Below are 23,920 nucleotides of genomic sequence, written 5' to 3'. Positions count from 1 at the left end.
CTTTTGTAGTCCCTCGTTTTTCTTTTTTTATCCCTCCCTGGAGGACAAGCGTGTCTAAGCGTCGTGTAGTTGTGACCGGACTTGGCATGTTATCTCCTGTCGGCAATACCGTAGAGTCCACCTGGAAAGCTCTCCTTGCCGGTCAGAGTGGCATTAGCCTAATCGACCATTTCGATACTAGCGCCTATGCAACGAAATTTGCTGGCTTAGTAAAGGATTTTAACTGTGAAGAGATCATCTCGCGCAAAGAACAGCGCAAGATGGATGCCTTCATTCAATATGGAATTGTCGCTGGCGTTCAGGCCATGCAGGATTCTGGCCTTGAAATTACGGAAGAGAACGCAACCCGTATTGGCGCCGCTATTGGCTCCGGGATTGGCGGCCTTGGCTTAATTGAGGAAAACCATAGCTCTTTAGTCAATGGTGGCCCACGTAAGATTAGCCCGTTCTTCGTTCCGTCAACGATTGTTAACATGGTGGCAGGTCACCTGACCATCATGTATGGCCTGCGCGGTCCAAGCATTTCGATTGCAACTGCCTGTACGTCTGGTGTGCACAACATCGGCCAGGCGGCGCGTATGATTGCCTATGGCGATGCTGACGCGATGGTTGCTGGTGGGGCAGAAAAAGCCAGCACCCCATTGGGTGTGGGCGGTTTCGGTGCAGCGCGTGCGCTGTCTACCCGCAACGATAATCCTCAGGCGGCTAGCCGTCCGTGGGATAAAGACCGTGATGGTTTTGTGCTGGGTGACGGTGCCGGTATGGTCGTACTTGAAGAGTACGAGCATGCGAAGAAACGCGGCGCGAAAATTTATGCAGAAGTCGTTGGCTTCGGCATGAGCAGCGATGCCTATCACATGACCTCTCCGCCGGAGAATGGCGCAGGTGCTGCGCTGGCCATGGTTAACGCTATCCGTGATGCGGGTATCGAGCCGGGTCAGATTGGCTATGTGAACGCGCACGGTACCTCAACGCCTGCGGGCGATATCGCTGAAGCGCAGGCCGTTAAGTCTGTGTTTGGCGATGCAGCCCGCCGCGTCATGGTCAGCTCAACCAAATCCATGACCGGTCACCTGCTGGGTGCGGCGGGTGCAGTAGAGTCTATCTACTCCATCCTTGCGCTGCGCGACCAGGCTGTTCCGCCAACCATCAACCTGGATAATCCGGATGAAGGTTGCGATCTGGACTTCGTTCCGCACGAAGCGCGTCAGGTCAGCGGTATGGAGTACACCCTGTGTAACTCCTTCGGCTTTGGCGGCACCAACGGCTCTCTGATCTTTAAAAAGGTCTGACGCTAACCAGTCGTTAGTGCAGTAAAAAAAGGTCCGCTTGTCGGGCCTTTTTTATTCAGTTTTCTTCCCTTGTCCAGAGCCATCCTTCCTGCCAGACTATTCGACCATCTTAAAGGAGCCACCATGTTCTTGATAAATGGTATAAAGCAGGCACAGCTTCCGGCGAGTGACCGGGCGATTCAGTTTGGTGACGGCTGCTTCACGACGGCCCGCATTGTCGAAGGCAGGGTCTGTTTACTTGAGGCACATCTGCAACGATTGCGGACGGCCTGTGAAAAACTGTTCATTCCCTTTGTCCAGTGGGCAGCGTTAGAAGATGAAATGACAGGCCAGGCGCAGGGCGTCGATCGGGGCGTATTAAAAGTCATTATTACCCGGGGAAGCGGCGGAAGAGGATACAGCGCGTCTGGCTGCCTGGATCCGGCTCGCATTCTGTCGGTATCAGCCTGGCCTGCCCATTACGATCGCTGGCGCAAGGAAGGCATTACCCTGGCATTAAGCCCGGTGAGGCTGGGACGTAATCCGCAGCTTGCGGGGATAAAACACCTCAACCGGCTTGAGCAAGTGCTGATTCGCTCCCATCTTGAACAGACCGACGCCGATGAAGCGCTGGTTCTTGACAGCGAAGGGTTCATTACGGAATGCTGTGCGGCGAATTTATTCTGGCGGCAGGGTAAGGATGTGTTTACCCCCTGTCTGGATCAGGCTGGCGTTAACGGCCTGATGCGGCAGTTTTGTCTGCGGCAACTGGCGCACTCCGGATTTCGCGTGGTCGAAGTGCAGGCGCGCGAGGCTGCGCTGACCGATGCTGACGAGATCGTCGTATGCAATGCGCTGATGCCTGTTGTGCCGGTGCGCCAGTATGGTTCTCACCATTTTACATCGCGTGAGTTGTACTCGTTTTTAGCCCCTCTGTGTGAGCAAACCAGATAGTCATGAAGAAAATGTTGCGCTTTATTCTCCTCGTCGTTGTCGTGCTGGGCATTGCCGCTGGCGTGGGGATGTGGAAAGTTCGCCAGCTGGCGGAGAGCAAAATCCTGATCGCCGACGAGACGGTATTTACCCTGAAACCCGGTACCGGACGGCTGGCGCTGGGTGAGCAGCTGTACGGCGACAAGATCATTAACCGCCCGCGGGTATTCCAGTGGTTATTACGCGTGCAGCCGGAGCTGTCGCATTTTAAAGCCGGTACGTACCGCTTTACGCCAGGAATGACTGTGAAGGAGATGCTGGAGCTGCTTGAAAGCGGTAAAGAGGCGCAGTTCCCGCTGCGTTTTGTCGAAGGGATGCGTCTTAGCGACTACCTGAAGCAGCTGCGCGATGCGCCCTACATCAAGCATACGTTGCCGGACGACAGCTATGCCGCCGTCGCCGAGGCCCTGAAATTTGAGCATCCTGACAGGATAGAGGGTTGGTTCTGGCCCGATACCTGGATGTACACCGCGGGCACCACCGATGTAGCACTCTTGCAGCGTGCGCATAAAAAGATGGTTGCAGCCGTGGATAAAGCCTGGGAAGGGCGGATGGAAAACCTGCCGTATAAAGATCAGAACCAGTTCGTGACCATGGCCTCTATCGTCGAGAAAGAGACGGCGGTCGCCAGCGAACGCGATCAGGTGGCCTCTGTGTTTATCAATCGTCTGCGTATCGGTATGCGGCTGCAGACTGACCCTACGGTGATTTACGGGATGGGTGAGAACTACAAGGGCAACATTTCGCGTAAAGATCTCGAAACCCCAACGGATTATAATACCTATGTCATTAGCGGATTACCCCCGGGGCCGATCGCCACGCCGGGTCAGGCATCGCTGAATGCCGCCGCGCATCCGGCCAAAACGCCGTATCTCTATTTCGTCGCTGACGGAAAGGGTGGACATACTTTTAACACCAATCTTGCCGGTCATAATCGTTCGGTCCAGGACTATCTGAAGGCACTTAAGGAAAAAAATGCGCAGTAACTACATCGTCATTGAGGGGCTGGAAGGCGCCGGGAAAACCACCGCACGCGATACGGTCGTCGAGACGCTAAAACAGTGCGGCATCGAAGAGATGATCTTCACCCGCGAACCGGGCGGCACACAGCTGGCGGAAAAACTGCGTAGTCTGGTGCTGGACATTAAATCGGTCGGCGATGAAGTCATTACGGATAAAGCCGAAGTCATGATGTTCTACGCCGCGCGTGTCCAGCTGGTCGAAACCGTCATCAAACCTGCGCTGGCGCGTGGGTGCTGGGTCATCGGCGACCGCCACGATCTCTCCACCCAGGCTTACCAGGGCGGTGGCCGCGGCATTGACCAGACGATGCTCGCCACGCTGCGCGATGCGGTGCTGGGGGATTTCCGCCCGAACCTGACGCTCTATCTCGACGTGACGCCAGAAGTGGGCCTGAAGCGCGCCCGCGCCCGTGGCGAACTGGATCGTATTGAGCAGGAGTCGCTGGACTTCTTCAACCGTACCCGCGCCCGCTATCTTGAGCTGGCCGCGCAGGACAGCACCATCCGCACCATCGACGCCACCCAGCCACTGGAAGCGGTGATGGACGCCATTCGTAAAACGGTCACCGACTGGCTGAAGGAACAACAGGCATGAAATGGTATCCATGGTTGCGCCCGCACTTAGAACAGCTGGTGAACAGCTATCAGTCCGGTCGGGGGCATCATGCGTTACTGATCCAGTCGCTGCCGGGAATGGGCGATGATGCGCTGATCTACGCTATCAGCCGTTTTCTGATGTGCCAGCAACCCCAGGGGCATAAAAGCTGTGGCCAGTGCCGCGGCTGTCAGTTGATGCAGGCGCAGACGCACCCGGATTATTACGCGCTTGAGCCAGAGAAGGGCAAAACGACGCTGGGTATTGATGCGGTTCGCGCGGTCAGCGAGAAGCTCTACGAGCGCGCGCGGCTTGGCGGGGCGAAAGTGGTCTGGGTCAAGGATGCCGCCCAGCTGACCGAAGCTGCGGCCAACGCGCTGTTAAAAACCCTGGAAGAGCCGCCGGAAAATACCTGGTTCCTGATGGCCTGCCGTGAGCCCGGACGGTTGCTGGCGACTCTCCGAAGCCGCTGTCGCTTGCATCATCTCAACGTGCCGCAGGAGGCGTGGGCTATCAGCTGGCTTGCGCGAGAAGTGACAACGTCACAAGAAGCTGCGCTCAGCGCGCTGCGTTTGTGCGGCGGCGCGCCTGCAGCCGCGCTGGCGCTGTTGCAGCCCAACGTCTGGGTACAACGCGAACAGCTTTGCCAGGCGCTTGGGGCTGTACCTGACAGTGGTGACTGGATGAGTCTGCTGCCGGTGCTCAATCATGAACAGGCGCCCGATCGTCTGCACTGGCTGGCGGCATTGTTGCTGGATGCCCTTAAAATTCAGCAGGGGGCGACCTTGATCAGCAATGCCGATGCCTGGCAGCTGGTAAACAGCCTCGCCCGGCGCCTGCCAGGAGTGGCATTACGGGCTATCCTTCATGACGTATGCCAGTGTCGCGAACAATTACTCAGCGTAACGGGGCTGAATCGGGAGCTTGTGCTGACCGACCTGTTACTCACTATCGAGCATTACCTGCAACCGGGCACAACGCTGCCTGTATCCCATCTCTGAGAGAGACATTATGTTTTTAGTCGACTCACACTGCCATCTTGATGGCCTGGATTATCAATCCCTGCATAAAAACGTCGATGACGTGCTGGAAAAAGCCGCAGCCCGCGATGTGAAATTTTGTCTGGCGGTCGCCACGACGTTACCGGGCTACCGCACCATGCGTGAGCTGGTGGGCGTGCGCGACAATGTCGTTTTCTCCTGCGGCGTGCATCCGCTGAACCAGGATGAGGCCTATGATGTCGAGGATTTACGCCGTCTGGCGGCGGAAGAGGGCGTCGTCGCGATGGGTGAAACCGGGCTGGACTATTTTTACACTCCGGAAACGAAAGCCCGTCAGCAGGAATCATTCCGCGATCATATCCGTATTGGCCGGGAGCTGAACAAGCCAGTGATTGTCCACACCCGCGATGCCCGTGCCGATACGCTGGCGATCCTGTCAGAAGAAAAGGTGACGGATTGTGGTGGCGTACTACACTGTTTCACTGAAGACAGAGAAACAGCGGGCAAACTGCTGGATTTGGGTTTTTATATCTCGTTTTCCGGGATCGTGACGTTCCGTAACGCAGAGCAGCTTCGCGACGCTGCGCGATACGTCCCGCTCGATCGCCTGCTGGTGGAGACAGATTCCCCTTATCTGGCACCGGTACCGCACCGCGGTAAAGAGAACCAACCCGCGATGGTACGGGATGTGGCCGAGTATATGGCCGTTTTGAAAGGCGTCGATGTTGAAGAACTGGCACGCATTACCACTCATAACTTCGCCAGTCTGTTTCACATTGACCCCTCCCGCCTGCAATCAGTATGATTCGTCAGTTTTTTTTGGGCTCGTAATTAATAGCTAAAGCGAGTAAAGTTCACCGCCCAAACAGGGGCGGTGAATGCGTTTCTGGTAACATTTAGACATCTATTTTGTAAAAATCTGAAAGTTTTTCAGGTAACGAACGCTGAAACGTGATAGCCGTCAAACAAAGATCCGCAGATTTATTTTACTCTGCGTAATAAATAAAGGGCGCTTAGATGTCCTGTCCACGGCACGGTTCTCCCCCCGGGCCAATGCGTGAAAACGTAAAAAAAGCACAAATACTCAGGAGCACTCTCAATTATGTTTAAGAATGCATTTGCTAACCTGCAGAAGGTCGGTAAATCGCTGATGCTGCCGGTATCCGTACTGCCTATCGCAGGTATTCTGCTGGGCGTCGGTTCTGCAAACTTCAGCTGGCTGCCAGCCGTAGTTTCTCATGTGATGGCGGAAGCAGGCGGTTCTGTTTTTGCTAATATGCCACTGATCTTCGCCATCGGCGTTGCGCTTGGCTTCACCAATAACGACGGCGTATCTGCGCTGGCCTCTGTCGTTGCCTACGGCATCATGGTTAAAACCATGGCTGTGGTTGCACCTCTGGTGCTGCACTTACCACCGGAAGAGATCGCTGCTAAACACCTGGCTGACACCGGGGTTCTGGGCGGTATCATCTCGGGTGCTATTGCGGCGTATATGTTTAACCGCTTCTATCGCATCAAGCTCCCTGAGTATCTGGGCTTCTTTGCCGGTAAGCGTTTTGTTCCAATCATCTCTGGCCTGGCGGCGATCTTCACGGGTGTGATCCTCTCCTTCATCTGGCCACCGATTGGTTCCGCTATCCAGACCTTCTCTCAGTGGGCGGCTTACCAGAACCCGGTTGTGGCGTTTGGTATCTACGGCTTCATCGAGCGTTGCCTGGTGCCGTTTGGTCTGCACCACATCTGGAACGTTCCTTTCCAGATGCAGATCGGCGAATTCACCAACGCTGCGGGTCAGGTCTTCCACGGCGATATCCCACGCTACATGGCAGGCGACCCAACCGCAGGCAAACTGTCTGGCGGCTTCCTGTTCAAAATGTACGGCCTGCCGGCTGCTGCGATTGCAATCTGGCACTCTGCTAAACCAGAGAACCGTGCAAAAGTGGGCGGTATCATGATCTCCGCAGCGCTGACCTCGTTCCTGACCGGTATCACCGAGCCGATCGAGTTCTCCTTCATGTTCGTTGCGCCGATCCTGTACATTATCCACGCGATTCTGGCTGGCCTGGCGTTCCCAATCTGTATCCTGCTGGGTATGCGTGACGGTACTTCCTTCTCGCACGGTCTGATCGACTTTATCGTCCTGTCCGGTAACAGCAGCAAACTGTGGCTGTTCCCAATCGTTGGTGCGGGCTACGCGGTGCTGTACTACACCATCTTCCGTGTGCTGATCAAAGCGCTGGACCTGAAAACACCAGGTCGTGAAGATGCAACAGAAGACAGCAAAGCGGGTGCGACCAGCGAAATGGCTCCGGCACTGGTTGCAGCCTTCGGCGGTAAAGAGAACATCACTAACCTGGACGCATGTATCACTCGTCTGCGTGTTAGCGTTGCCGATGTTGCGAAAGTTGACCAGCCGGGTCTGAAAAAACTGGGCGCAGCTGGCGTAGTTGTTGCAGGTTCCGGTGTACAGGCTATCTTCGGTACTAAATCCGATAACCTGAAAACCGAAATGGATGAGTACATCCGCAGCAACTAAGTTGTGACCTGGGGAGACTAAGGCAGCCGAATGGCTGCCTTTTTTATATCTGTAGTTTGTGGCATGCCGGGTGGCGCTACACTTACCCGGCCTACAAAGGCAACAACCGCACGAACCGTAGGCCGGGTAAGGCGCAGCCGCCACCCGGCGAACAGCGCGCACAAAAAAGGGAGCCATTTGGCTCCCTTAGACGCTGCATGCTTTATCAGAACTGATAGCTTGCGGTCAGGCTCACGTTACGCGGTTCGCCATAGACAATTTCGCCCTCAATGTTAGTGTCGTATGTCTTATCAAAGAGGTTATTCACATTACCCTGCAGGGAGAAGTTCTTTGTGACCTGATAACGGGTAAAGAGATCCACCAGCGCATAGCTGCCCTGCGATGCACGCCAGGTGCCATAAGGGGTGTCCTGATAGGTGTAGACGCTGTTTTGCCAGTTAACGCCGCCGCCAACGGTCAGCTCAGGCATCGCCGGCAGGCGGTAGCTGGTGAAGAGTTTCACCGTGGTCCGCGGCAGTTGCGGGTTTACCGCCTTGCCATCGTTATCTTCCGCCACGTAACGCGTTGCGCCAAAGGTCATCTGCCAGTTATCGGTCAGCGCGCCGTTGATTTCAAACTCCACGCCTTTACTCACGGTACCGTCTACGCTCTCGTAAGCTGTATCCGTTGATCCCTGAATCGTCCGGCCGGTGCTTTGGCCCAGATTATCCTGCTCAATGCGGAAGACAGAGAGCGTGGTGGTCAGACGGCTGTTCATCCAGTCAGATTTCAGGCCCGCTTCGTAGTTATTCCCGGTGATCGGATCAAGATACTTGCCCGAGCTGTCGCGGTAGTTCTGCGGCTGGAAGATAGAGGTATAGCTGGCGTAGGCTGACCAGTTGTCATTGATGTCGTAGACCAGACCGGCATAAGGGGTGGTATGGTTCTTCTCCATGCCGTAGGTCAGGGTTTCAATGCTCCAGTTGGTATAACGGGCGCCAAGAATTAAATGCAGAGGATCGGCCAGGGAAATGCGCGTCGCGGCGTACAGCGATTTCATATTCGTGGTGTCATCCTGGGCCAGCGACTGCGATCCCCAGTTGGTTTCCGGGAAGTAACCGTTGTAGTCGTAGAAACTGCCGAACTCCTCCGGGTAGACGTTGGCCCACGAGTTAGTGTAGCGGTTCGTCTGACGGCTGAAGCTGCCGCCGATCATCATGGTGTGCTGGCGACCCAATAGCTCGTAGCCGCCGTCAGCGAAGAGATCCACTGCGTCTACTTTACGCTTGCCGCTGTTCCAGCCGGTGCCGCCAATGTAGCCGTAGTCCGGACCGTAGTTCACGTAAGGGCCTTCCAGCATACCGGTGCTTTTATTGACGTAAGCATCGAGATACATCGCTTTACTGTCGAATTTCGCCTCGGTATGGGTCGCATTCAACGTGGCCTGCCAGTTGTCGGCAAAGCGCTGCTTCAGCGTGAAGAAGACCTTGTTGAACTCTTTGTCGTTGTAAGCCCAGTCAGGTGAGGTGCTGTGCGCGCGATCGTAATGTCTGACGCTGCCATCGGTGTTCCAGCGCGGCAAACCACCCCACGTCTGGTTATTGATGTCGATACGCTGGTATTCGTAGCCTGCCGACAGTGAAGTGCTGGTGGCCAGGTCCGCGTCCAGGATCCCGGAGAAGAAGGTGCGCTTCTGATTGTAGTTGTCGAGCCAGGAGTCGCTGTCCTGATAACCCGCCACAATACGCGCCCGTAGGTTGCCATCTTCCGTCAGTGGACTTTGCATGTCCATCACGTAACGTTGCTTGTTCCAGCTGCCGTACTCTGCAGACAGGTTGCCTTTAAATTCACGGCTGGTGGCATGCTTGCGCACCATATTGATGGCCGCCGACGGGTTACCCGTCCCGGTCATCAGCCCGGTGGCGCCGCGCACGACTTCGACGCGTTCAAACAGCGCCATATCTGACTGGGAATCACCCAGATTCCAGCGTGACTCAAAATAGGTTGGGATGCCATCGACCATGTAGTTGTCGATTTCGAAACCACGGGAGTAATAGTTGCTGCGATCGGAGTCAGTCGTGCTTTTGCTGATCCCCATCGTGCTGTCCATCACTTCGCCCAGGGTCTGAAGCTGCTGGTCTTCCATACGTTGTTCGCTGACGATGGTGACCGACTGCGGGATGTCACGTTGGATCATCTGCATTTTGGTGCCCACGGACGTGGCTTTTACGCTGTAGTCCTGGCTGTCATCAGCGGAGGCGTCCGACTGAGAAGAACCATCAACAATGACGGTATCTTCGGTGGAGGCGGCGAAAGCGGTGGTTGGCATCAATGCCATAGCAATGCAGGCTGCCAGCAACGAAGGTGTTGCGACAGACCGGGATTGCCCTTCCCTGGATTGAATGGTGAAAGACATCATTAAACCCTTATGAACGGTGAATGGTGTGCATCAGTCCCGTATCGACGGACTGAAATCATTTTTCTAGGTATAAATTGCGCATGAAAATGCAAATGCGAAATATACGCATTCGATTTATCACTGTAAACAGATGTTGCGGCGGTAAGTGAAATAATGTTTCAGAGCGGGTGGAGGGGAGGTGGTTACTCCGCGAGCAAATCGGGCCGCACACGCAAAGAATTCGTGGGATAAGGTTGAAAGGACAGGAGAAAGTCGCTCATACTCTTTAGTCTTGCCACAAAATATTGCGCCTGCACCGGGCGGGTTGTTTCCGGGCTCGTCGCCAGACTAATGAATAAGGAAAACCTCATGGCTGAAGAAACCATTTTCAGTAAAATTGTCCGCCGCGAGATCCCGGCAGATATCATCTATCAGGATGAACTGGTTACCGCTTTTCGCGACATCTCCCCCCAGGCGCCTACGCACATCCTCATTATTCCTAATATTCTGATTCCGACGGTTAATGACGTGAAAACTGAGCATGAACTGGCATTAGGCCGTATGCTGACAGTAGCAGCGAAAATTGCTGAGCAGGAAGGCATTGCCGAGGACGGTTACCGTTTGATCATGAACTGCAACCGCCACGGTGGTCAGGAAGTTTATCACATTCATATGCATCTGCTGGGCGGTCGTCCGCTGGGCCCGATGCTGGCGCATAAAGGTCTTTAAGATGCAAAGAGGATGGATGGCGGCGCTGGTGATAGCGTTGGCGGGATGCAGTTCGCAACCGTCGATTCCCGTTAATGACGATCAAACGCTGGTTATGGAGTCATCGGTGCTGGCGGCAGGGATTACCGCCGATCAGCCTTCGCTGTCGGTCAGCGAAATTCAACCGTCCGCCTCCTCTGTGCTGTTCAATGAAAGAGATGCGCCAGTTACCGTACACTACCGTTTTTTCTGGTATGACGCCCGCGGCCTGGAAATGCATCCACTTGAGGCGCCGCGCAGCGTAACCATTCCGGCAAAATCGTCGGTTAAGCTATATGGCAGCGCAAATTATCTGGGTGCGCATAAGGTCAGACTTTATTTATATCTCTGAGGGGTGAATTTTGATTAAACAGATCGGTCGTTACGCGCTTGTCACGGCTTTTGCACTGTTCCTGTCGGGCTGTATTAGCCGCACTGAGCAACCACCAGCACCGGTGGAAGAGGTCAAACCGGGCGTCGAGCAGCCGGTTCAGCCAACCCAGCCGGTTCCTGTTGTTCCTACCGTGCCGAGCGTTCCCGCGCAGCCTGGTCCGATAGAGCATCAGGAAGAGCCCGCCCAGCCTGCACCGCGTGAACGTCACTACGACTGGAACGGCGCAATGCAGCCTATGGTCGGTAAGATGCTCCAGGCGCAGGGCGTTAACGCAGGCAGCGTGCTGCTGGTGGACAGCGTCAACAACCGCACTAACGGCAGCCTGAATGCTGGTGAGGCGACCGAAACGCTGCGTAATGCGCTGGCCAATAACGGCAAATTTACGCTGGTGTCTGCGCAGCAGCTTGCTGTCGCCAAGCAGCAGTTGGGCCTTTCCCCGCAGGACAGCCTGGGCTCACGCAGTAAAGCCATCGGCATTGCCCGTAACGTGGGCGCGCAGTATGTGCTTTACTCCAGCGCAACCGGCAACGTCAATTCCCCGGCGCTGCAAATGCAGCTGATGCTGGTTCAGACAGGTGAGATTATCTGGTCGGGTAAAGGTGCAGTTCAGCAACAGTAACCTGACGCGCGACACGCTGCTGTCGCGCTATTTTCCGCAGTTTCGCATCGTCGCGCCGCCGTCCCATACCGGGTTGAGCGGCGCGAGCTGCATTATTGAGCATGCTGCGCGTCGTCTGGTGCTACGCCAGCGTCATGATGCCCTGGCAACGCCTGCTCATTTTCGCCGTCAGTACCATGCCCTGCGCCATCTTCCCGCCGACATTGCTCCTCAGCCGCACTTTTACAGTCCGGGCTGGATAGCGGTGGACTATCTGGCGGGGGAGGTCAAAACCAGGTTGCCCGCTGCACCCGCACTGGCCTGGATGCTGTATCATCTCCATCAACAGCCCGTGTTTGGCTGGCGTATCACCCTGATGCCGCTACTGGAGCAGTACTGGCTCCAGGCCTCGCCCACCCGGCGCACGCCGCTATGGCTGCGATGGCACAAACGTCTGCAAAAACGGGGGGAGCCGCGCCCACTGCGGCTGGCGCCGCTGCACATGGACGTTCATGCCGGTAATATCGTGCATACGGATGCCGGTATCCGGCTGCTGGACTGGGAGTACGCGGGTGACGGAGATGTGGCCCTGGAGCTGGCAAGCGTCTGGACGGACAGTGACGCAGAGCGTCAGCAGCTGCTCGCCGCTTACGCCCATGCTGCTCAGCTTGACCTGACGCAGTTGCAACGCCAGGTGAAGCGCTGGCGTCCCTGGGTACTGATGCTGATGGCAGGCTGGTTTGAGCTACGCTGGCAGCAATCACAAGATAAACAATTTATGACGCTGGCCGATGAGATCTGGCGCCAGTTAGAAACAACAGAATAAGGGAGGTTCGTGTGGGTCCGGTCATGTTGGATGTGGAAGGTTATGAGCTGGATGCGGAGGAGCGCGAAATTCTGGCGCACCCGCTGGTAGGCGGCTTGATCCTGTTTACGCGTAATTATCACGATCCGGCGCAGCTGCGCGAGCTGGTTCGCCAGATCCGGGAGGCCTCCCGTCACCGGCTGGTGGTGGCGGTGGATCAGGAGGGAGGCCGCGTGCAGCGATTCCGCGACGGCTTTACCCGTCTGCCCGCTGCCCAGTCGTTTGCCGCGCTGCTTGGGCTGGAAGAGGGGGGCAAGCTGGCGCAGGAGGCGGGCTGGCTGATGGCAAGCGAGATGATTGCCATGGATATTGATATCAGCTTTGCCCCGGTGCTGGACGTCGGCCATATCAGCGCCGCCATCGGTGAGCGTGCATACCATGACGAACCGCAGAAGGCGCTGCAAATGGCGACCCGCTTTATCGACGGCATGCACGAAGCCGGGATGAAAACCACGGGGAAACACTTTCCGGGTCATGGCGCCGTTACGGCAGATTCCCACAAAGAGACCCCGCGTGACCCACGGCCACAGGCGGAGATCCGCGCCAGGGATATGTCGATTTTTAAATCGCTTATCAGCGACAATAAGCTTGATGCCATCATGCCCGCGCACGTGATCTATGCCGACGTCGATCCGCGTCCGGCCAGCGGCTCGCCGCACTGGCTAAAAACCGTCCTGCGCCAGGAACTCGGTTTTAATGGCGTGATTTTTTCCGACGATCTGTCGATGGAAGGGGCGGCGATCATGGGGAGCTACGCTGAACGCGGTCAGGCATCGCTGGATGCAGGTTGCGATATGATCCTGGTCTGCAATAATCGTAAAGGCGCAGTAAGCGTGTTAGATAACCTGTCGCCGATCAAGGCTGAACGTGTTACACAATTGTATCATAAAGGTTCTTTTAGCCGTCAGGAACTGCGGGATTCAGCACGCTGGAAAGCCGTCAATGCTCAACTTGAAGCGCTTCATGAGCGCTGGGAAGCGCATAAAGCGGGGCAATGATCCCTCCTGACAAGCGTAGTGTGACGAGGATACGATGATCATCTATTTGCACGGTTTTGATTCGAACAGTCCCGGGAATCACGAGAAGGTCCTGCAACTGCAGTTTATCGATCCGGATGTGCGGCTGATTAGCTACAGTACGCGCCATCCGAAACATGATATGCAGCATCTGCTGAAAGAAGTGGACAAGATGCTGCAGCTGAACGTTGACGAGCGCCCGTTGATCTGTGGTGTCGGTCTGGGAGGCTACTGGGCGGAGCGCATAGGGTTCTTGTGTGATATCCGCCAGGTGGTGTTCAACCCTAACCTGTTCCCGAACGAGAACATGGAAGGCAAGATCGACCGGCCGGAAGAGTACGTTGATATCGCCACCAAGTGCGTGAGCAACTTTCGCGAGAAGAACCGCGATCGCTGTCTGGTGATCCTCTCCCGCAACGATGAGGCGCTGAACAGCCCGCGAGCCGCGGAGCTGCTGCACCACTACTACGAAATTGTCTGGGATGAAGAGCAGACCCACAAGTTCAAAAATATCGCCCCTCATCTGCAGCGGATCAAAGCGTTCAAGACTTTAGGATAAGGCTCATTTTTTCAACTAAGCCCGGCCACGCAGGTGAGCCGGGCTTTCTTTTTGCTAAGCTTGGGTGAATTTTAAGCGGCAAAACTTGATGCATATCAATTTTGGTATGACCAATGCACCGAACATGTTATTCTCATGTCCATTGAACGGTTTCAGCGATGTAACCTGTTGTTAATTAAAGGTTATTTTCATAACTTTTAGTTAACAATTGGTTAATAATTTAGGGGGTCACGTTGACTACGCCATTGAAAAAGATAGTGATTGTGGGTGGTGGTGCTGGCGGTCTGGAACTGGCTACGCAGCTGGGTAAGAAGCTCGGACGCGGTAAAAAAGCCAAAGTTACGCTTGTCGATCGCAACCACAGCCACCTGTGGAAACCGCTGCTGCATGAAGTGGCGACCGGTTCTCTGGATGAGGGCGTTGACGCCCTGAGCTATCTGGCGCATGCACGCAACCACGGTTTCCAGTTCCAGCTGGGCTCGGTGATGGATATCAACCGTGAAAGCAAAACCATTACCCTGGCAGAGCTGCGCGATGAGAAGGGCGAGCTGCTGGTGCCGGAGCGCAAGCTGGCGTATGACACGCTGGTGATGGCGCTGGGCAGTACCTCCAACGACTTTAACACGCCGGGCGTGAAAGAGCACTGCATCTTCCTGGATAACCCGCATCAGGCGCGTCGTTTCCATCAGGAGATGCTGAACCTGTTCCTGAAGTATTCCAATAACCTCGGCGCAAGCGGCAAGGTGAATATCGCTATCGTCGGCGGTGGCGCGACGGGCGTTGAGCTCTCTGCGGAGCTGCACAACGCGGTGAAACAGCTGCACAGCTATGGCTACAAAGGCTTAACCAACGACGCGCTGAACGTGACGCTGGTGGAAGCGGGCGAACGTATTCTGCCTGCGCTGCCGCCGCGTATCTCCGGCGCGGCGCACAACGAGCTGACCAAACTGGGCGTGCGTGTTCTGACTCAGACGATGGTCACCAGTGCCGATGAACAGGGTCTGAACACCAAAGATGGCGAACATATCAAAGCCGATCTGATGGTCTGGGCGGCAGGCATTAAAGCCCCTGATTTCATGAAAGAGATCGGTGGACTGGAGACCAACCGCATTAACCAGCTGGTGGTTGAGCCGACGCTGCAAACCACCCGCGACCCGGATATCTTTGCCATTGGCGACTGCGCCTCCTGTGCCCGTCCGGAAGGTGGGTTCGTGCCACCGCGCGCCCAGGCCGCACACCAGATGGCCAGCCTGGCGCTGCACAATATTCTGGCGCAGGCGAAGGGCAAGCCTCTGAAGAACTATGTCTATAAAGATCATGGTTCACTGGTGTCGCTCTCGAACTTCTCCACCGTCGGTAGCCTGATGGGTAACCTGATGCGCGGTTCGATGATGGTAGAAGGACGTATTGCCCGCTTCGTCTACATTTCGCTGTACCGTATGCACCAGATTGCGCTGCACGGCTATTTCAAAACCGGGCTGATGATGCTGGTAGGTAGCATCAACCGCGTCATCCGACCGCGACTTAAGCTGCACTAACGGCTTTGCCCCTTCGCTCTCGCGAAGGGGCTTTTTCAGCATATCGTTCTGTAAATCGCCCTCACAGGGTCTAAGAGTCCTCCTAAACCGGCTCATTTTGCGCTTGTTCCCACATTTTTAATCCTTTCTCTGATTTGCCTGCACACACCTTTAGTCGCAGAATTGTTACCAATAGCAATACAAAGGAGAACGTCACATGAATAAATCCATGGTGGCAGGTATAGGGATTGGCGTGGTCGCCGCATTAGGTGTGGCGGCAGTTGCCAGTCTTAATGTTTTTGATCGTGGCCCACAATATGCGCAGGTGGTTTCGGCTACGCCTATTAAAGAGACGGTGAAAACACCGCGTCAGGAGTGCCGCAATGTGACCGTAACGCATCGCCGTCCTGTACAGGATGAAAACCGCATTGCCGGTTCTGTACTGGGTGCGGTGGCCGGTGGGGTGATTGGTCATCAGTTTGGCGGCGGACGGGGTAAAGATGTCGCGACGGTCGTGGGCGCACTGGGTGGCGGTTACGCGGGGAACCAGGCGCAGGGTGCCCTGCAGGAGCGTGATACCTACACCACCACCGAGCAGCGCTGTAAGACGGTCTATGACAAGTCAGAAAAAATGCTCGGCTACGATGTAACCTACAAAATTGGCGATCAGCAGGGCAAGATCCGTATGGATAAAGATCCCGGTACGCAGATCCCCCTTAATGGCGACGGTCAGCTGGTACTGAATAACAAAGCATAAAAAAATCTGTTCTCTGCATTTAGCTCCCCATTCGCTCAGGCTGGGGAGCTTTTTTTGCGCATAAAAAAGACCTTAACAGCGGGGCGACTTGCGCCAGAAGTAAGGTCTTTCCTGGAGATGCTGCTGGGTGACGGGGTCAAAGGTCGAATTCATTATACTGGCGCAGTAACATAAATCCCGTTATCAGGACGGAAAGAAAAGCAAATAAAACTGACCCACCACATAAAACCCAGAGACCGAATAACAATGTAATGCCTATTAACACCTTAAAAAAAGGTAACAGCAAAACCATTATATTCTCCTTCTGAATGTGAATAGCCAGAACGCCTTCACCATAACTAATGCAACTAATCATTAGTACATCAATAATCACTGGTTAAGCATAGCAAGCGGTGAAGCCGTGGTGATAGTTTTTAACTATCTTTCTACGAAGTATAGCGGAAGCTGCGGCGAGAAAAGGGGGAGCAGGGCGGCAGGCCGCCCTGAAAATCAGACTTTCAGCAGTTCAGGCCATAACCGCAGGGTTATCTGGGTGACAGTCAGCAGTTTTTCCAGGCTGGCCCCTTCGCGGGCACTGATGGACATACCCTGCAAAATGCAGCTCAGATATTGGGCAAGTTTCTTCGGATCGCACTGCGCCGGGATCTCACCGCGCTGCTGACGCTGCTGTAAAAACTGGCACAGCGTCTCTTCCTGCATGGCATGGCGAGATTTAACCGTATGGGCAATCTCTTCAGAAGAGGCTGCAAGCGTGGCCGACGTGTTAATCATAAAACAGCCCGCAGGGGTCTCTTTGCTGGTAAAGCAGGTCGCCACCGCGGTGAAATAGTCTTCCAGCGCCCGTTCAACGGGCTTCTCCTCGCAAAACAGCTGCGCTTCATGGCGGGCGGCAAAACGGCTGATATAGCGATCCAGCACCGCCCGGAACAGCCCCTCTTTATTGGTAAATTCTGCATACAGCGTAGGCGCTTTCGCCCCCGTCGCGGCAACCAGGTCAGCCAGTGATGTGGCTTCATACCCATGCTGCCAGAACAGCGTCATGGCCTTGTCCAGCGCCGCTTCCCTGTCGAACACTTTTGGTCGGCCACGGCTTTTCTTTTCGCAACGCGTGTCATCGGTTGTCATGAGCCGTTGTACCTCTGTTGGATTGTTGAACGACCATTATAAAAATAATCCCTTTCCGCAGCCAGCGCCGCATGAATAAAAATTTATTCATCATATCAATATGAATTTAAACGCTTTTAAAATTATTTTAATGATCGTTATAAAAATAAATTGACGTGTGATGTAGATCACATCTATCATTTTGTTATCGATCGTTAAGTTAATGCTTACGACATCCCGTTCACTTGCAAAAGGTCCTTATCATGAAAAACGTAAAAACAATCATCGCCGCTGCAGTACTCAGCTCACTCTCATTTGCCAGCTTCGCTGCGGTTGAAGTTCAGTCTACCCCTGCCGATCAACAAAAGGTGGGCACCATCTCTGCGAACGCCGGGACTAACCTGAGCTCTCTTGAAAGCCAGTTAGCGCAAAAAGCGGATGAAATGGGGGCGAAATCTTTCCGTATTACTTCCGTAACCGGCCCGAACACCCTGCACGGTACCGCAGTGATCTACAAATAAGCATGGCTTAACCCTCATTAATGCCACTGCGAAAAAAACGCTCTGCCTGTGCAGAGCGTTTTTTTATCTGTTAAGGCTACAGCGCCTGGGTAGCGGGGTGAGGCGTCACATCTACCGGCATACCCGAACGCGCTTCCATGGCGCGCTCCATAACGACCTCGTCAGCGCTGGCTTTAAAGCCCTGCTGCGCAGCATTCAGGACAATCGGTAGGGTCTGGGGATCGTCATTCAGCGCTTTCGACAGCGGCTGATGAACCTCCACCAGGCGCACGCCGCCAGGCTCTTCTGACACCTTAATCGGCGTGTTCATGATATTCACTTTGGTACCGGGCTGGACCACACGGAACAACGTCTCGATGTCATTGTCCCGCAGGCGAATACAGCCGGAGCTGACGCGCATGCCGATGCCAAAATCGGCGTTAGTGCCGTGCAGCAGATAGACCCCACCGTAGGCCGCCAGGCGAATGGCGTGATGACCCATCGGGTTATCCGGTCCGGCGGGAACCACCGCTGGCAGATCGATACCCTGGGCTTTATAGCGGGCGCGGATGTTGGCGGTTGGGGTCCAGGTCGGATTGGCGCGTTTGTCCGACACCGTAGTGACCATGGTTGGCGTCAGGGTATCGCCCCCCAGCTGACCAATACCGATGGGGTAAACCGTGACCTCGTTTTTACCCGGCGGATAATAGTAGAGCCGCAGTTCAGCCAGGTTGATCACAATCCCTTCCCGCGGGGCATCGGGGAGGAGGGTCTGAAGCGGGATGGTCAGAACACTGCCTGCACGGGGGACGTAGGGATCGACGCCCGGGTTAGCCTGCAGCAGCGCCAGGAAACCGACGTTATATTTTTTGGCAATCGCCTCCAGCGAACCACCATCGTTTTCCACCACATGAAAACGATTTTCGCCCACCAGCCGACTACCCGCCGGGGGCAGGGGCCAGGTATTCGCCTGGGCGGGCAGGGCAAGCGCTACGGTCGCGAGGAGCGCAACCACCGATATCCAACGGGTAAAACGCGACGTTTTTATCATCACCAGAATCCATAGCAATAAAGATTATTATTATCTGAACGTTAATTGATAATTATGGCGAATGAGTGTGTCGGGAAGTCCAGGGGGATTGCAAAGAGTTGTAAATTGCGCAGGGAAAATCATGCCGGGCAACCCGATGGTAGCCCGGCACAGGGTCAGGCTACGGCATTCTCTTCAAGCTGACGCATAAAGTTACGTACCCAGTCCATGCGGGTTTTGCGCTCCGCCAGATCCTGGGTGAATTTCAGGCGCGTCGGTCCATCGAGCCGGAAGTGCTGGGGCTGTTTTTGCAGCAGGCCGATCAGCCACATCGGATCGACGTGGTTCTTCTCGGCAAACTCAATCATGCCGCCTTTTTCATTCCCCTCCAGCTTGCGGATCCCGAGCTTCTGCGCCTGCTGGCGTAAACGGGCGATATCCAGCAGGTTACGCGCTGCATCCGGCAGCAGGCCAAAGCGGTCAATCAGCTCCACTTTTATCTCTTCCAGACTGGCTTCGTCTTTGGCGCTGGCGATGCGTTTGTAGAACGACAGGCGGGTGTTAACGTCCGGGATAAAATCATCCGGCAGCAGGGACGGCATCCGCAGTTCCACTTCCGTTTGCTGGCTGGTGAGATCTTCCAGCGACGGCTCGCGCCCCGCCTTCAGGGCATCGACGGCGTTTTCCAGCAGCTCCATGTAGAGCGAGAAACCGATGGTTTCCATCGAGCCGCTCTGATCTTCCCCAAGCAGTTCGCCCGCGCCGCGGATCTCCAGGTCGTGAGTGGCCAGCGCAAAACCGGCGCCCAGATCTTCCAGCGAGGCGATGGCTTCGAGACGCTTCTGCGCATCGGGGGTCATCGCTTTCGGGTGTGGGGTCATCAGCCAGGCATAGGCCTGATGGTGCGAACGTCCGACACGGCCACGCAGCTGGTGGAGCTGGGCCAGGCCGAAGTGATCCGCTCGCTCAATAATGATGGTATTGGCGGTAGGAATATCGATACCGGTTTCGATGATGGTGGTGCAGACCAGCACGTTAAAGCGCTGGTGATGGAAATCGTTCATCACCCGTTCCAGCTCGTGCTCGCGCATCTGCCCGTGGCCGATGGCAATACGCGCTTCCGGCACCAGCTCCGCCAGACGGTCCGCCGCTTTCTGGATATTCTCGACATCGTTGTAGAGATAATAAACCTGGCCGCCGCGCAGCACTTCACGCAGGATCGCCTCGCGCACCACCAGGTTATCGTACTCACGGACAAAGGTCTTCACCGCCAGACGGCGGGCAGGCGGCGTGGCGATAATCGACAGATCGCGCATGCCGCTCATCGCCATATTTAACGTGCGCGGGATCGGCGTGGCGGTGAGGGTCAGGATATCGACATCGGCGCGCATCGCTTTGATGCGCTCCTTGTGGCGCACGCCGAAGCGGTGCTCTTCGTCGACAATCAAGAGCCCCAGATCTTTCCACTTCACGTCACTCTGCAGCAGTTTATGGGTACCGATCAGAATGTCGATCTTGCCCTCGCTTGCCTGCTCCAGGATCTGCGCCTGCTCTTTGGCGCTGCGAAAACGCGACATCATCTCGATGCGCACCGGCCAGTTGGCAAAGCGGTCGCGGAAGTTGTCGTAGTGCTGCTGTGCCAGCAGGGTGGTGGGCACCAGCACCGCCACCTGCTTGTTATTCTCCACCGCCAGGAAGGTGGCGCGCATCGCCACTTCGGTTTTACCGAAGCCCACATCGCCGCAGACCAGACGATCCATCGCCAGCGGCTGACACATGTCGCTCAGCACGGCGTTAATTGCCTGGGCCTGATCCGGGGTGGTTTCAAACGGGAAGCTGTCGCAGAAGAGCTGATACTGCTCTTTATCATGCTTGAAGGCGTAGCCCGCCTTCGCCGCGCGCTGGGCGTAGATATCCAGCAGCTCCGCGGCTACGTCGCGCACTTTCTCCGCCGCTTTTTGCCGCGCCCGCGCCCACGCATCGCCGCCGAGCTTGTGCAGCGGGGCATTCTCTTCCGCACCGCCCGCGTAGCGACTGATCAGGTGCAGGGACGACACCGGCACATAGAGTTTGGCGTCGTTGGCGTACAGCAGCATCAGGTATTCACCCTTGATGCCGCCCGCTTCCAGGGTGGTCATCCCGGCGTAACGGCCTACGCCATGCTCCAGATGGACAATCGGCTGGCCGGGATGCAGTTCCGCCAGGTTGCGGATCAGCGTGTCCGGGTTGATGGTGCGGCGGCTGTCCTGACGGCGGCGCGCCACGCGCTCACCCAGCAGATCGCTTTCGCAGATCAGCGCCAGATTATTGAGCGTATCAATAAATCCATGTTCGGCGGCGCCGATCATCAGGTAGCGTCCGTTGCCGCTGGCGTCGTCCAGGCGCAGGATCCGCTTCGGTGCGACCTTAATGCGGCCAAGCAGCTCGCCCAGCGCCTCACGGCGCCCTTCGCTTTCCACAGAGAAGATCACCGGGCCGGTAAAGGATTCGAGGAACTTACGCAGGTTATCCAGCGGCGATTTGTTCTGCGCCTGCACCGCAAGATCCGGCAGCGGCTGGTAGGCCAGGTTGGTATTGGCAGCTTTCTCCGGCAGGCTGTCGGTTTTGAGCTGCATGCGCGGCCAGCGTTTCAGCTCGCTGAACAGCTCATCGGTGCGCAGCCACAGCAGCTCGGGCTCCAGCAGCGGGCGCATCGGATCAACCCCCCGGTTTTCAAAGCGGGCGCGAGTTTCACTCTCGAAACGGCTGGCGCTGGTCTCCAGATCGCCGGTGTTGAGCACCAGCGTGTTGGCCGGGAAATAGCTGAACAGGGCTGGCAGCGGCTCGCTGAAGAACAGCGGCTGCCAGTATTCGATCCCTGACGGCAGGGTGCCTTTGCTCACCTGCTGGTAGATATGTTCGGCGTCGCGCTTGACGTCAAACTTATCGCGCCACTGGCTGCGGAAGAGCTCAATAGCGGTTTTGTCGGTCGGGAATTCGTGGGCCGGCAGCAGGTTGATGGCCTCCACTTCCTCCAGCGTGCGCTGGGTATCGGCATCAAACAGGCGCAGGCTGTCGATTTCGTCGTCGAAAAAGTCCAGACGATAAGGTTGTTCACTGCCCATAGGGTAGAGGTCGAGCAGCGCGCCGCGGGTGGCGTACTCCCCGTGCTCCATGACCTGATCGACATGGCGATAGCCCGCGCTGTCGAGCTGCACGCGCAGGCCGTCCCTCGAGAGGCGCTGGCCTTTTTTCATCACCAGCGCGTGGCCGTGCAGATAGCTGTGCGGGCAGACGCGCTGCATCAGGGTATTGACCGGCACAATCAGCACGCCGCGCTGCATGGAGGGCAGCTGATACAGCGTGGAGAGGCGCGAGGAGATGATCTCCTGGTGCGGCGAGAAGCTGTCGTAAGGCAGCGTCTCCCAGTCGGCAAGGCTGGTGACCAGCTGATCGGTGAACTGGCGGATCTCATCATGCAGACGCAGGGCGTTTTGCATGTCCGGCGCGACCAGTACCACCGGGCCCTGATGACGCTCTGCAATTTCCGCCACCAGCGTGGCGCAGGCTGCCCCGGTCAGTTCACCTAACTGGCGTTGGTCGCCCGCTTTGACGGGCAGGGAAAAACGATTTTGTTCAGGCATGGCTTTGTCAGGATCTCGTATGGGCATATCACTGATACACAATGTCTTTATTATCCTTGATCGTTTTACATTAGCAAACCGTAACCGCACGCAGCGCAAAGCCCCCCTCTCACAGGCGCGCTAGCGTGTCGCCTGAACCAGCGTCAGCCGGGCGGGTGGGGTAAAGAAAATATCACCGGCCAGCGCGCGGGAGAGGTTACGCGCCCCCAGCCCCACCAGGGTGCAGATCAGCAGGCTGGCAAACGGGTAGAAGAGCACCAGCGTCAGCTCTGCCCACACCGGCCAGGTACCGCCATTCAACTGGTGGATCATTAACAGGCTGACCCCTTCGATCAGAATGCGGTGGGTGGTGTAAATCGCAATGGTATTGGAGCCAACCACGTTCAGCACATTGTCAGGGCCCACGGCGAAGCGCTGCTCCAGGCGGTAGAACAGGGCCATAATCAGCAGGATCGACAGCAGCGACAGCGGCAGGGGAACCCCGACGAACCACAGCACGACGGAGACCGCCCCGAACGCCGCTACCGCCAGCGCGTCACGGCGCCACACCCGGCTTTGCATCCACGCCATCAGCTGCACGCCGTACCAGGCCCCGAGGCTGTAATAGATCATATTACGCACCACGCTGTTCATCCCCCACCACGGCAGCGGCATAAAGTTGATGGCGATGCTGGCGAGCGCCAGCAGCACGACCAGCGGCGTCCGCCAGCGGCTCAGCAGCTTGCAGAGCGTAAAATAGACCACCAGAGCGTAGAGATACCACAGGCTGGTGCTGGCAGTGAGCATGCCGGTGATAAAGCCGCTTAACGAGTCGGCATAGGCGGCGTTCGACGCGGTATTGAGATCCCGCTCCGGCGCCAGCCACGCATTGAGATGGGTCAACGCCTGCCACTGTAATACTCCCCACAGCGCCAGCACCCAGATAATGCTCCAGAGCCGTTTGTCCAGGCAGGTTTTCCAGTCGACCTCGTCAATGTAGCGCCGGACCAGATACCCCGAAATAAAGAAGAACACCGGCATACGGAAGGGGGCGAGATAGAGATTGAACGTTACCCAACATTTGGCGAGCAGCACCGAAAGGGGAGCATGCAGCGCCTCGAGATGGGGATAAAAGGTGATCACCGAGTGGTAAATCACCACCAGGCAGATGCAGAGTCCTTTTATCTGGTTAATCCATAGTGCTTTTTGTTTCATCGCGTTCCGGGTCCTGTTATTACCTTAATCGAGCGGGTAAGTGTGTTGCGCGGCGGGCGGGATGTAATGGGTAAGAGTCTGTATCCGGATGTTTTTCAGAAAAGCTGCAAACACCTGCGCGGGGCAGGTCGTCTTACGAAAGGGGGTATTACGCTGATTTACCGCGCTTTTTCAGACAAATGATAAGCAAAGCTTACGGTTTCAGTCATTTACCCTTAGCG

21 protein-coding genes are annotated in these 23,920 nt (G+C 56.1%); 16 read left to right on the top strand and 5 right to left on the bottom strand.

What is annotated here, in order from left to right; genetic code table 11:
- Window positions 1-50: 50 nt before the first annotated feature.
- The 7 genes from fabF (at window position 51) to ptsG (ending at window position 7,418) form a co-directional block, all read left to right on the top strand.
- Window positions 51-1,292 carry a beta-ketoacyl-ACP synthase II gene (gene fabF / locus B3X29_RS08900; protein WP_103179094.1) on the top strand — a complete coding sequence of 414 codons (1,242 nt, stop codon included), beginning with the start codon at window positions 51-53 and terminating at the stop codon, window positions 1,290-1,292.
- Window positions 1,293-1,415: 123 nt separating this feature from the next.
- Window positions 1,416-2,225, top strand: a complete 810-nt coding sequence (gene pabC / locus B3X29_RS08895; protein WP_103179095.1) for an aminodeoxychorismate lyase — start codon at window positions 1,416-1,418, stop codon at window positions 2,223-2,225.
- Between the two features lie 2 nt (window positions 2,226-2,227).
- On the top strand, window positions 2,228-3,250 hold the full coding sequence (gene yceG, locus B3X29_RS08890; RefSeq protein WP_103179096.1) for a cell division protein YceG: 1,023 nt from the start codon (window positions 2,228-2,230) through the stop codon (window positions 3,248-3,250).
- The gene (gene tmk, locus B3X29_RS08885) at window positions 3,240-3,881 is read left to right on the top strand and encodes a dTMP kinase (protein ID WP_156654283.1); all 642 of its coding nucleotides are present in this window, start codon (window positions 3,240-3,242) and stop codon (window positions 3,879-3,881) included. The genes yceG and tmk overlap by 11 nt, the downstream gene beginning before the upstream one ends.
- Window positions 3,878-4,882, top strand: a complete 1,005-nt coding sequence (gene holB / locus B3X29_RS08880) for a DNA polymerase III subunit delta' (protein ID WP_159339145.1) — start codon at window positions 3,878-3,880, stop codon at window positions 4,880-4,882. Before tmk ends, holB begins: the two co-directional genes overlap by 4 nt.
- Before the next feature lie 10 nt (window positions 4,883-4,892).
- On the top strand, window positions 4,893-5,687 hold the full coding sequence (locus tag B3X29_RS08875; protein WP_103179099.1) for a metal-dependent hydrolase: 795 nt from the start codon (window positions 4,893-4,895) through the stop codon (window positions 5,685-5,687).
- Between the two features lie 297 nt (window positions 5,688-5,984).
- Window positions 5,985-7,418, top strand: coding sequence for a PTS glucose transporter subunit IIBC (gene ptsG / locus B3X29_RS08870; RefSeq protein ID WP_156654285.1), 1,434 nt, complete (start codon window positions 5,985-5,987; stop codon window positions 7,416-7,418).
- 205 nt (window positions 7,419-7,623) lie between these two features.
- Here the strand turns inward: ptsG and fhuE are convergent, their stop codons facing one another.
- Window positions 7,624-9,813: a ferric-rhodotorulic acid/ferric-coprogen receptor FhuE gene (fhuE, locus tag B3X29_RS08865; protein ID WP_156654286.1), complete on the bottom strand. Its 2,190-nt coding sequence runs from the start codon at window positions 9,811-9,813 to the stop codon at window positions 7,624-7,626.
- 351 nt (window positions 9,814-10,164) lie between these two features.
- Between fhuE and hinT the strand changes: the two genes are divergently transcribed.
- The 8 genes from hinT (at window position 10,165) to B3X29_RS08825 (ending at window position 16,248) form a co-directional block, all read left to right on the top strand.
- Window positions 10,165-10,524: a purine nucleoside phosphoramidase gene (gene hinT / locus B3X29_RS08860; protein ID WP_139156331.1), complete on the top strand. Its 360-nt coding sequence runs from the start codon at window positions 10,165-10,167 to the stop codon at window positions 10,522-10,524.
- Window position 10,525: 1 nt separating this feature from the next.
- Window positions 10,526-10,894, top strand: a complete 369-nt coding sequence (locus tag B3X29_RS08855) for a YcfL family protein (RefSeq protein WP_103179104.1) — start codon at window positions 10,526-10,528, stop codon at window positions 10,892-10,894.
- 10 nt (window positions 10,895-10,904) lie between these two features.
- Window positions 10,905-11,555, top strand: a complete 651-nt coding sequence (gene lpoB, locus B3X29_RS08850; RefSeq protein WP_103179105.1) for a penicillin-binding protein activator LpoB — start codon at window positions 10,905-10,907, stop codon at window positions 11,553-11,555.
- On the top strand, window positions 11,536-12,360 hold the full coding sequence (thiK, locus tag B3X29_RS08845; protein WP_159339329.1) for a thiamine kinase: 825 nt from the start codon (window positions 11,536-11,538) through the stop codon (window positions 12,358-12,360). The genes lpoB and thiK overlap by 20 nt, the downstream gene beginning before the upstream one ends.
- A gap of 11 nt (window positions 12,361-12,371) precedes the next feature.
- Window positions 12,372-13,397 (top strand): beta-N-acetylhexosaminidase, encoded by a 1,026-nt coding sequence (gene nagZ, locus B3X29_RS08840; protein WP_159339144.1) that lies wholly within the window; start codon window positions 12,372-12,374, stop codon window positions 13,395-13,397.
- Window positions 13,398-13,431: 34 nt separating this feature from the next.
- Window positions 13,432-13,974 (top strand): alpha/beta hydrolase YcfP, encoded by a 543-nt coding sequence (gene ycfP / locus B3X29_RS08835; protein ID WP_103179108.1) that lies wholly within the window; start codon window positions 13,432-13,434, stop codon window positions 13,972-13,974.
- Window positions 13,975-14,207: 233 nt separating this feature from the next.
- Window positions 14,208-15,512 (top strand): NAD(P)/FAD-dependent oxidoreductase, encoded by a 1,305-nt coding sequence (locus tag B3X29_RS08830; protein WP_159339143.1) that lies wholly within the window; start codon window positions 14,208-14,210, stop codon window positions 15,510-15,512.
- 196 nt (window positions 15,513-15,708) lie between these two features.
- On the top strand, window positions 15,709-16,248 hold the full coding sequence (locus B3X29_RS08825) for a glycine zipper 2TM domain-containing protein (RefSeq protein ID WP_103179110.1): 540 nt from the start codon (window positions 15,709-15,711) through the stop codon (window positions 16,246-16,248).
- 489 nt (window positions 16,249-16,737) lie between these two features.
- On the opposite strand, the gene B3X29_RS08820 is transcribed toward B3X29_RS08825, so the two are convergent.
- On the bottom strand, window positions 16,738-17,373 hold the full coding sequence (locus B3X29_RS08820; protein WP_156654288.1) for a TetR/AcrR family transcriptional regulator: 636 nt from the start codon (window positions 17,371-17,373) through the stop codon (window positions 16,738-16,740).
- Between the two features lie 242 nt (window positions 17,374-17,615).
- Between B3X29_RS08820 and bhsA the strand changes: the two genes are divergently transcribed.
- On the top strand, window positions 17,616-17,873 hold the full coding sequence (gene bhsA / locus B3X29_RS08815) for a multiple stress resistance protein BhsA (protein ID WP_103179112.1): 258 nt from the start codon (window positions 17,616-17,618) through the stop codon (window positions 17,871-17,873).
- A gap of 76 nt (window positions 17,874-17,949) precedes the next feature.
- On the opposite strand, the gene ldtC is transcribed toward bhsA, so the two are convergent.
- The 3 genes from ldtC to B3X29_RS08800 form a co-directional block, all read right to left on the bottom strand.
- Window positions 17,950-18,906 carry a L,D-transpeptidase LdtC gene (gene ldtC / locus B3X29_RS08810; RefSeq protein WP_139156332.1) on the bottom strand — a complete coding sequence of 319 codons (957 nt, stop codon included), beginning with the start codon at window positions 18,904-18,906 and terminating at the stop codon, window positions 17,950-17,952.
- A gap of 152 nt (window positions 18,907-19,058) precedes the next feature.
- A complete protein-coding gene (mfd, locus tag B3X29_RS08805) occupies window positions 19,059-22,505 on the bottom strand; it encodes a transcription-repair coupling factor (RefSeq protein ID WP_290522169.1) in 3,447 nt (1,148 codons plus the stop codon).
- Window positions 22,506-22,625: 120 nt separating this feature from the next.
- Window positions 22,626-23,699, bottom strand: a complete 1,074-nt coding sequence (locus B3X29_RS08800) for an acyltransferase family protein (protein WP_159339142.1) — start codon at window positions 23,697-23,699, stop codon at window positions 22,626-22,628.
- Window positions 23,700-23,920: the final 221 nt, after the last annotated feature.

It is taken from the genome of Leclercia sp. UBA5076 (genome assembly GCF_002416465.1).
Classification (GTDB): Bacteria; Pseudomonadota; Gammaproteobacteria; order Enterobacterales; family Enterobacteriaceae; genus Enterobacter.
This window is presented reverse-complemented; position numbering and strand designations above follow the sequence as displayed.

Excerpts from the sequence above, each read along its gene's own strand:
- pabC (WP_103179095.1), top strand. The coding sequence starts at position 1,416 with ATGTTCTTGATAAATGGTATAAAGCAGGCACAGCTTCCGGCGAGTGAC.
- yceG (WP_103179096.1), top strand. The coding sequence starts at position 2,228 with ATGAAGAAAATGTTGCGCTTTATTCTCCTCGTCGTTGTCGTGCTGGGC.
- tmk (WP_156654283.1), top strand. The coding sequence starts at position 3,240 with ATGCGCAGTAACTACATCGTCATTGAGGGGCTGGAAGGCGCCGGGAAA.
- holB (WP_159339145.1), top strand. The coding sequence starts at position 3,878 with ATGAAATGGTATCCATGGTTGCGCCCGCACTTAGAACAGCTGGTGAAC.
- B3X29_RS08875 (WP_103179099.1), top strand. The coding sequence starts at position 4,893 with ATGTTTTTAGTCGACTCACACTGCCATCTTGATGGCCTGGATTATCAA.
- ptsG (WP_156654285.1), top strand. The coding sequence starts at position 5,985 with ATGTTTAAGAATGCATTTGCTAACCTGCAGAAGGTCGGTAAATCGCTG.
- fhuE (WP_156654286.1), bottom strand. The coding sequence starts at position 9,813 with ATGTCTTTCACCATTCAATCCAGGGAAGGGCAATCCCGGTCTGTCGCA.
- hinT (WP_139156331.1), top strand. The coding sequence starts at position 10,165 with ATGGCTGAAGAAACCATTTTCAGTAAAATTGTCCGCCGCGAGATCCCG.
- B3X29_RS08855 (WP_103179104.1), top strand. The coding sequence starts at position 10,526 with ATGCAAAGAGGATGGATGGCGGCGCTGGTGATAGCGTTGGCGGGATGC.
- ycfP (WP_103179108.1), top strand. The coding sequence starts at position 13,432 with ATGATCATCTATTTGCACGGTTTTGATTCGAACAGTCCCGGGAATCAC.
- B3X29_RS08825 (WP_103179110.1), top strand. The coding sequence starts at position 15,709 with ATGAATAAATCCATGGTGGCAGGTATAGGGATTGGCGTGGTCGCCGCA.
- B3X29_RS08820 (WP_156654288.1), bottom strand. The coding sequence starts at position 17,373 with ATGACAACCGATGACACGCGTTGCGAAAAGAAAAGCCGTGGCCGACCA.
- bhsA (WP_103179112.1), top strand. The coding sequence starts at position 17,616 with ATGAAAAACGTAAAAACAATCATCGCCGCTGCAGTACTCAGCTCACTC.
- mfd (WP_290522169.1), bottom strand. The coding sequence starts at position 22,505 with ATGCCTGAACAAAATCGTTTTTCCCTGCCCGTCAAAGCGGGCGACCAA.
- B3X29_RS08800 (WP_159339142.1), bottom strand. The coding sequence starts at position 23,699 with ATGAAACAAAAAGCACTATGGATTAACCAGATAAAAGGACTCTGCATC.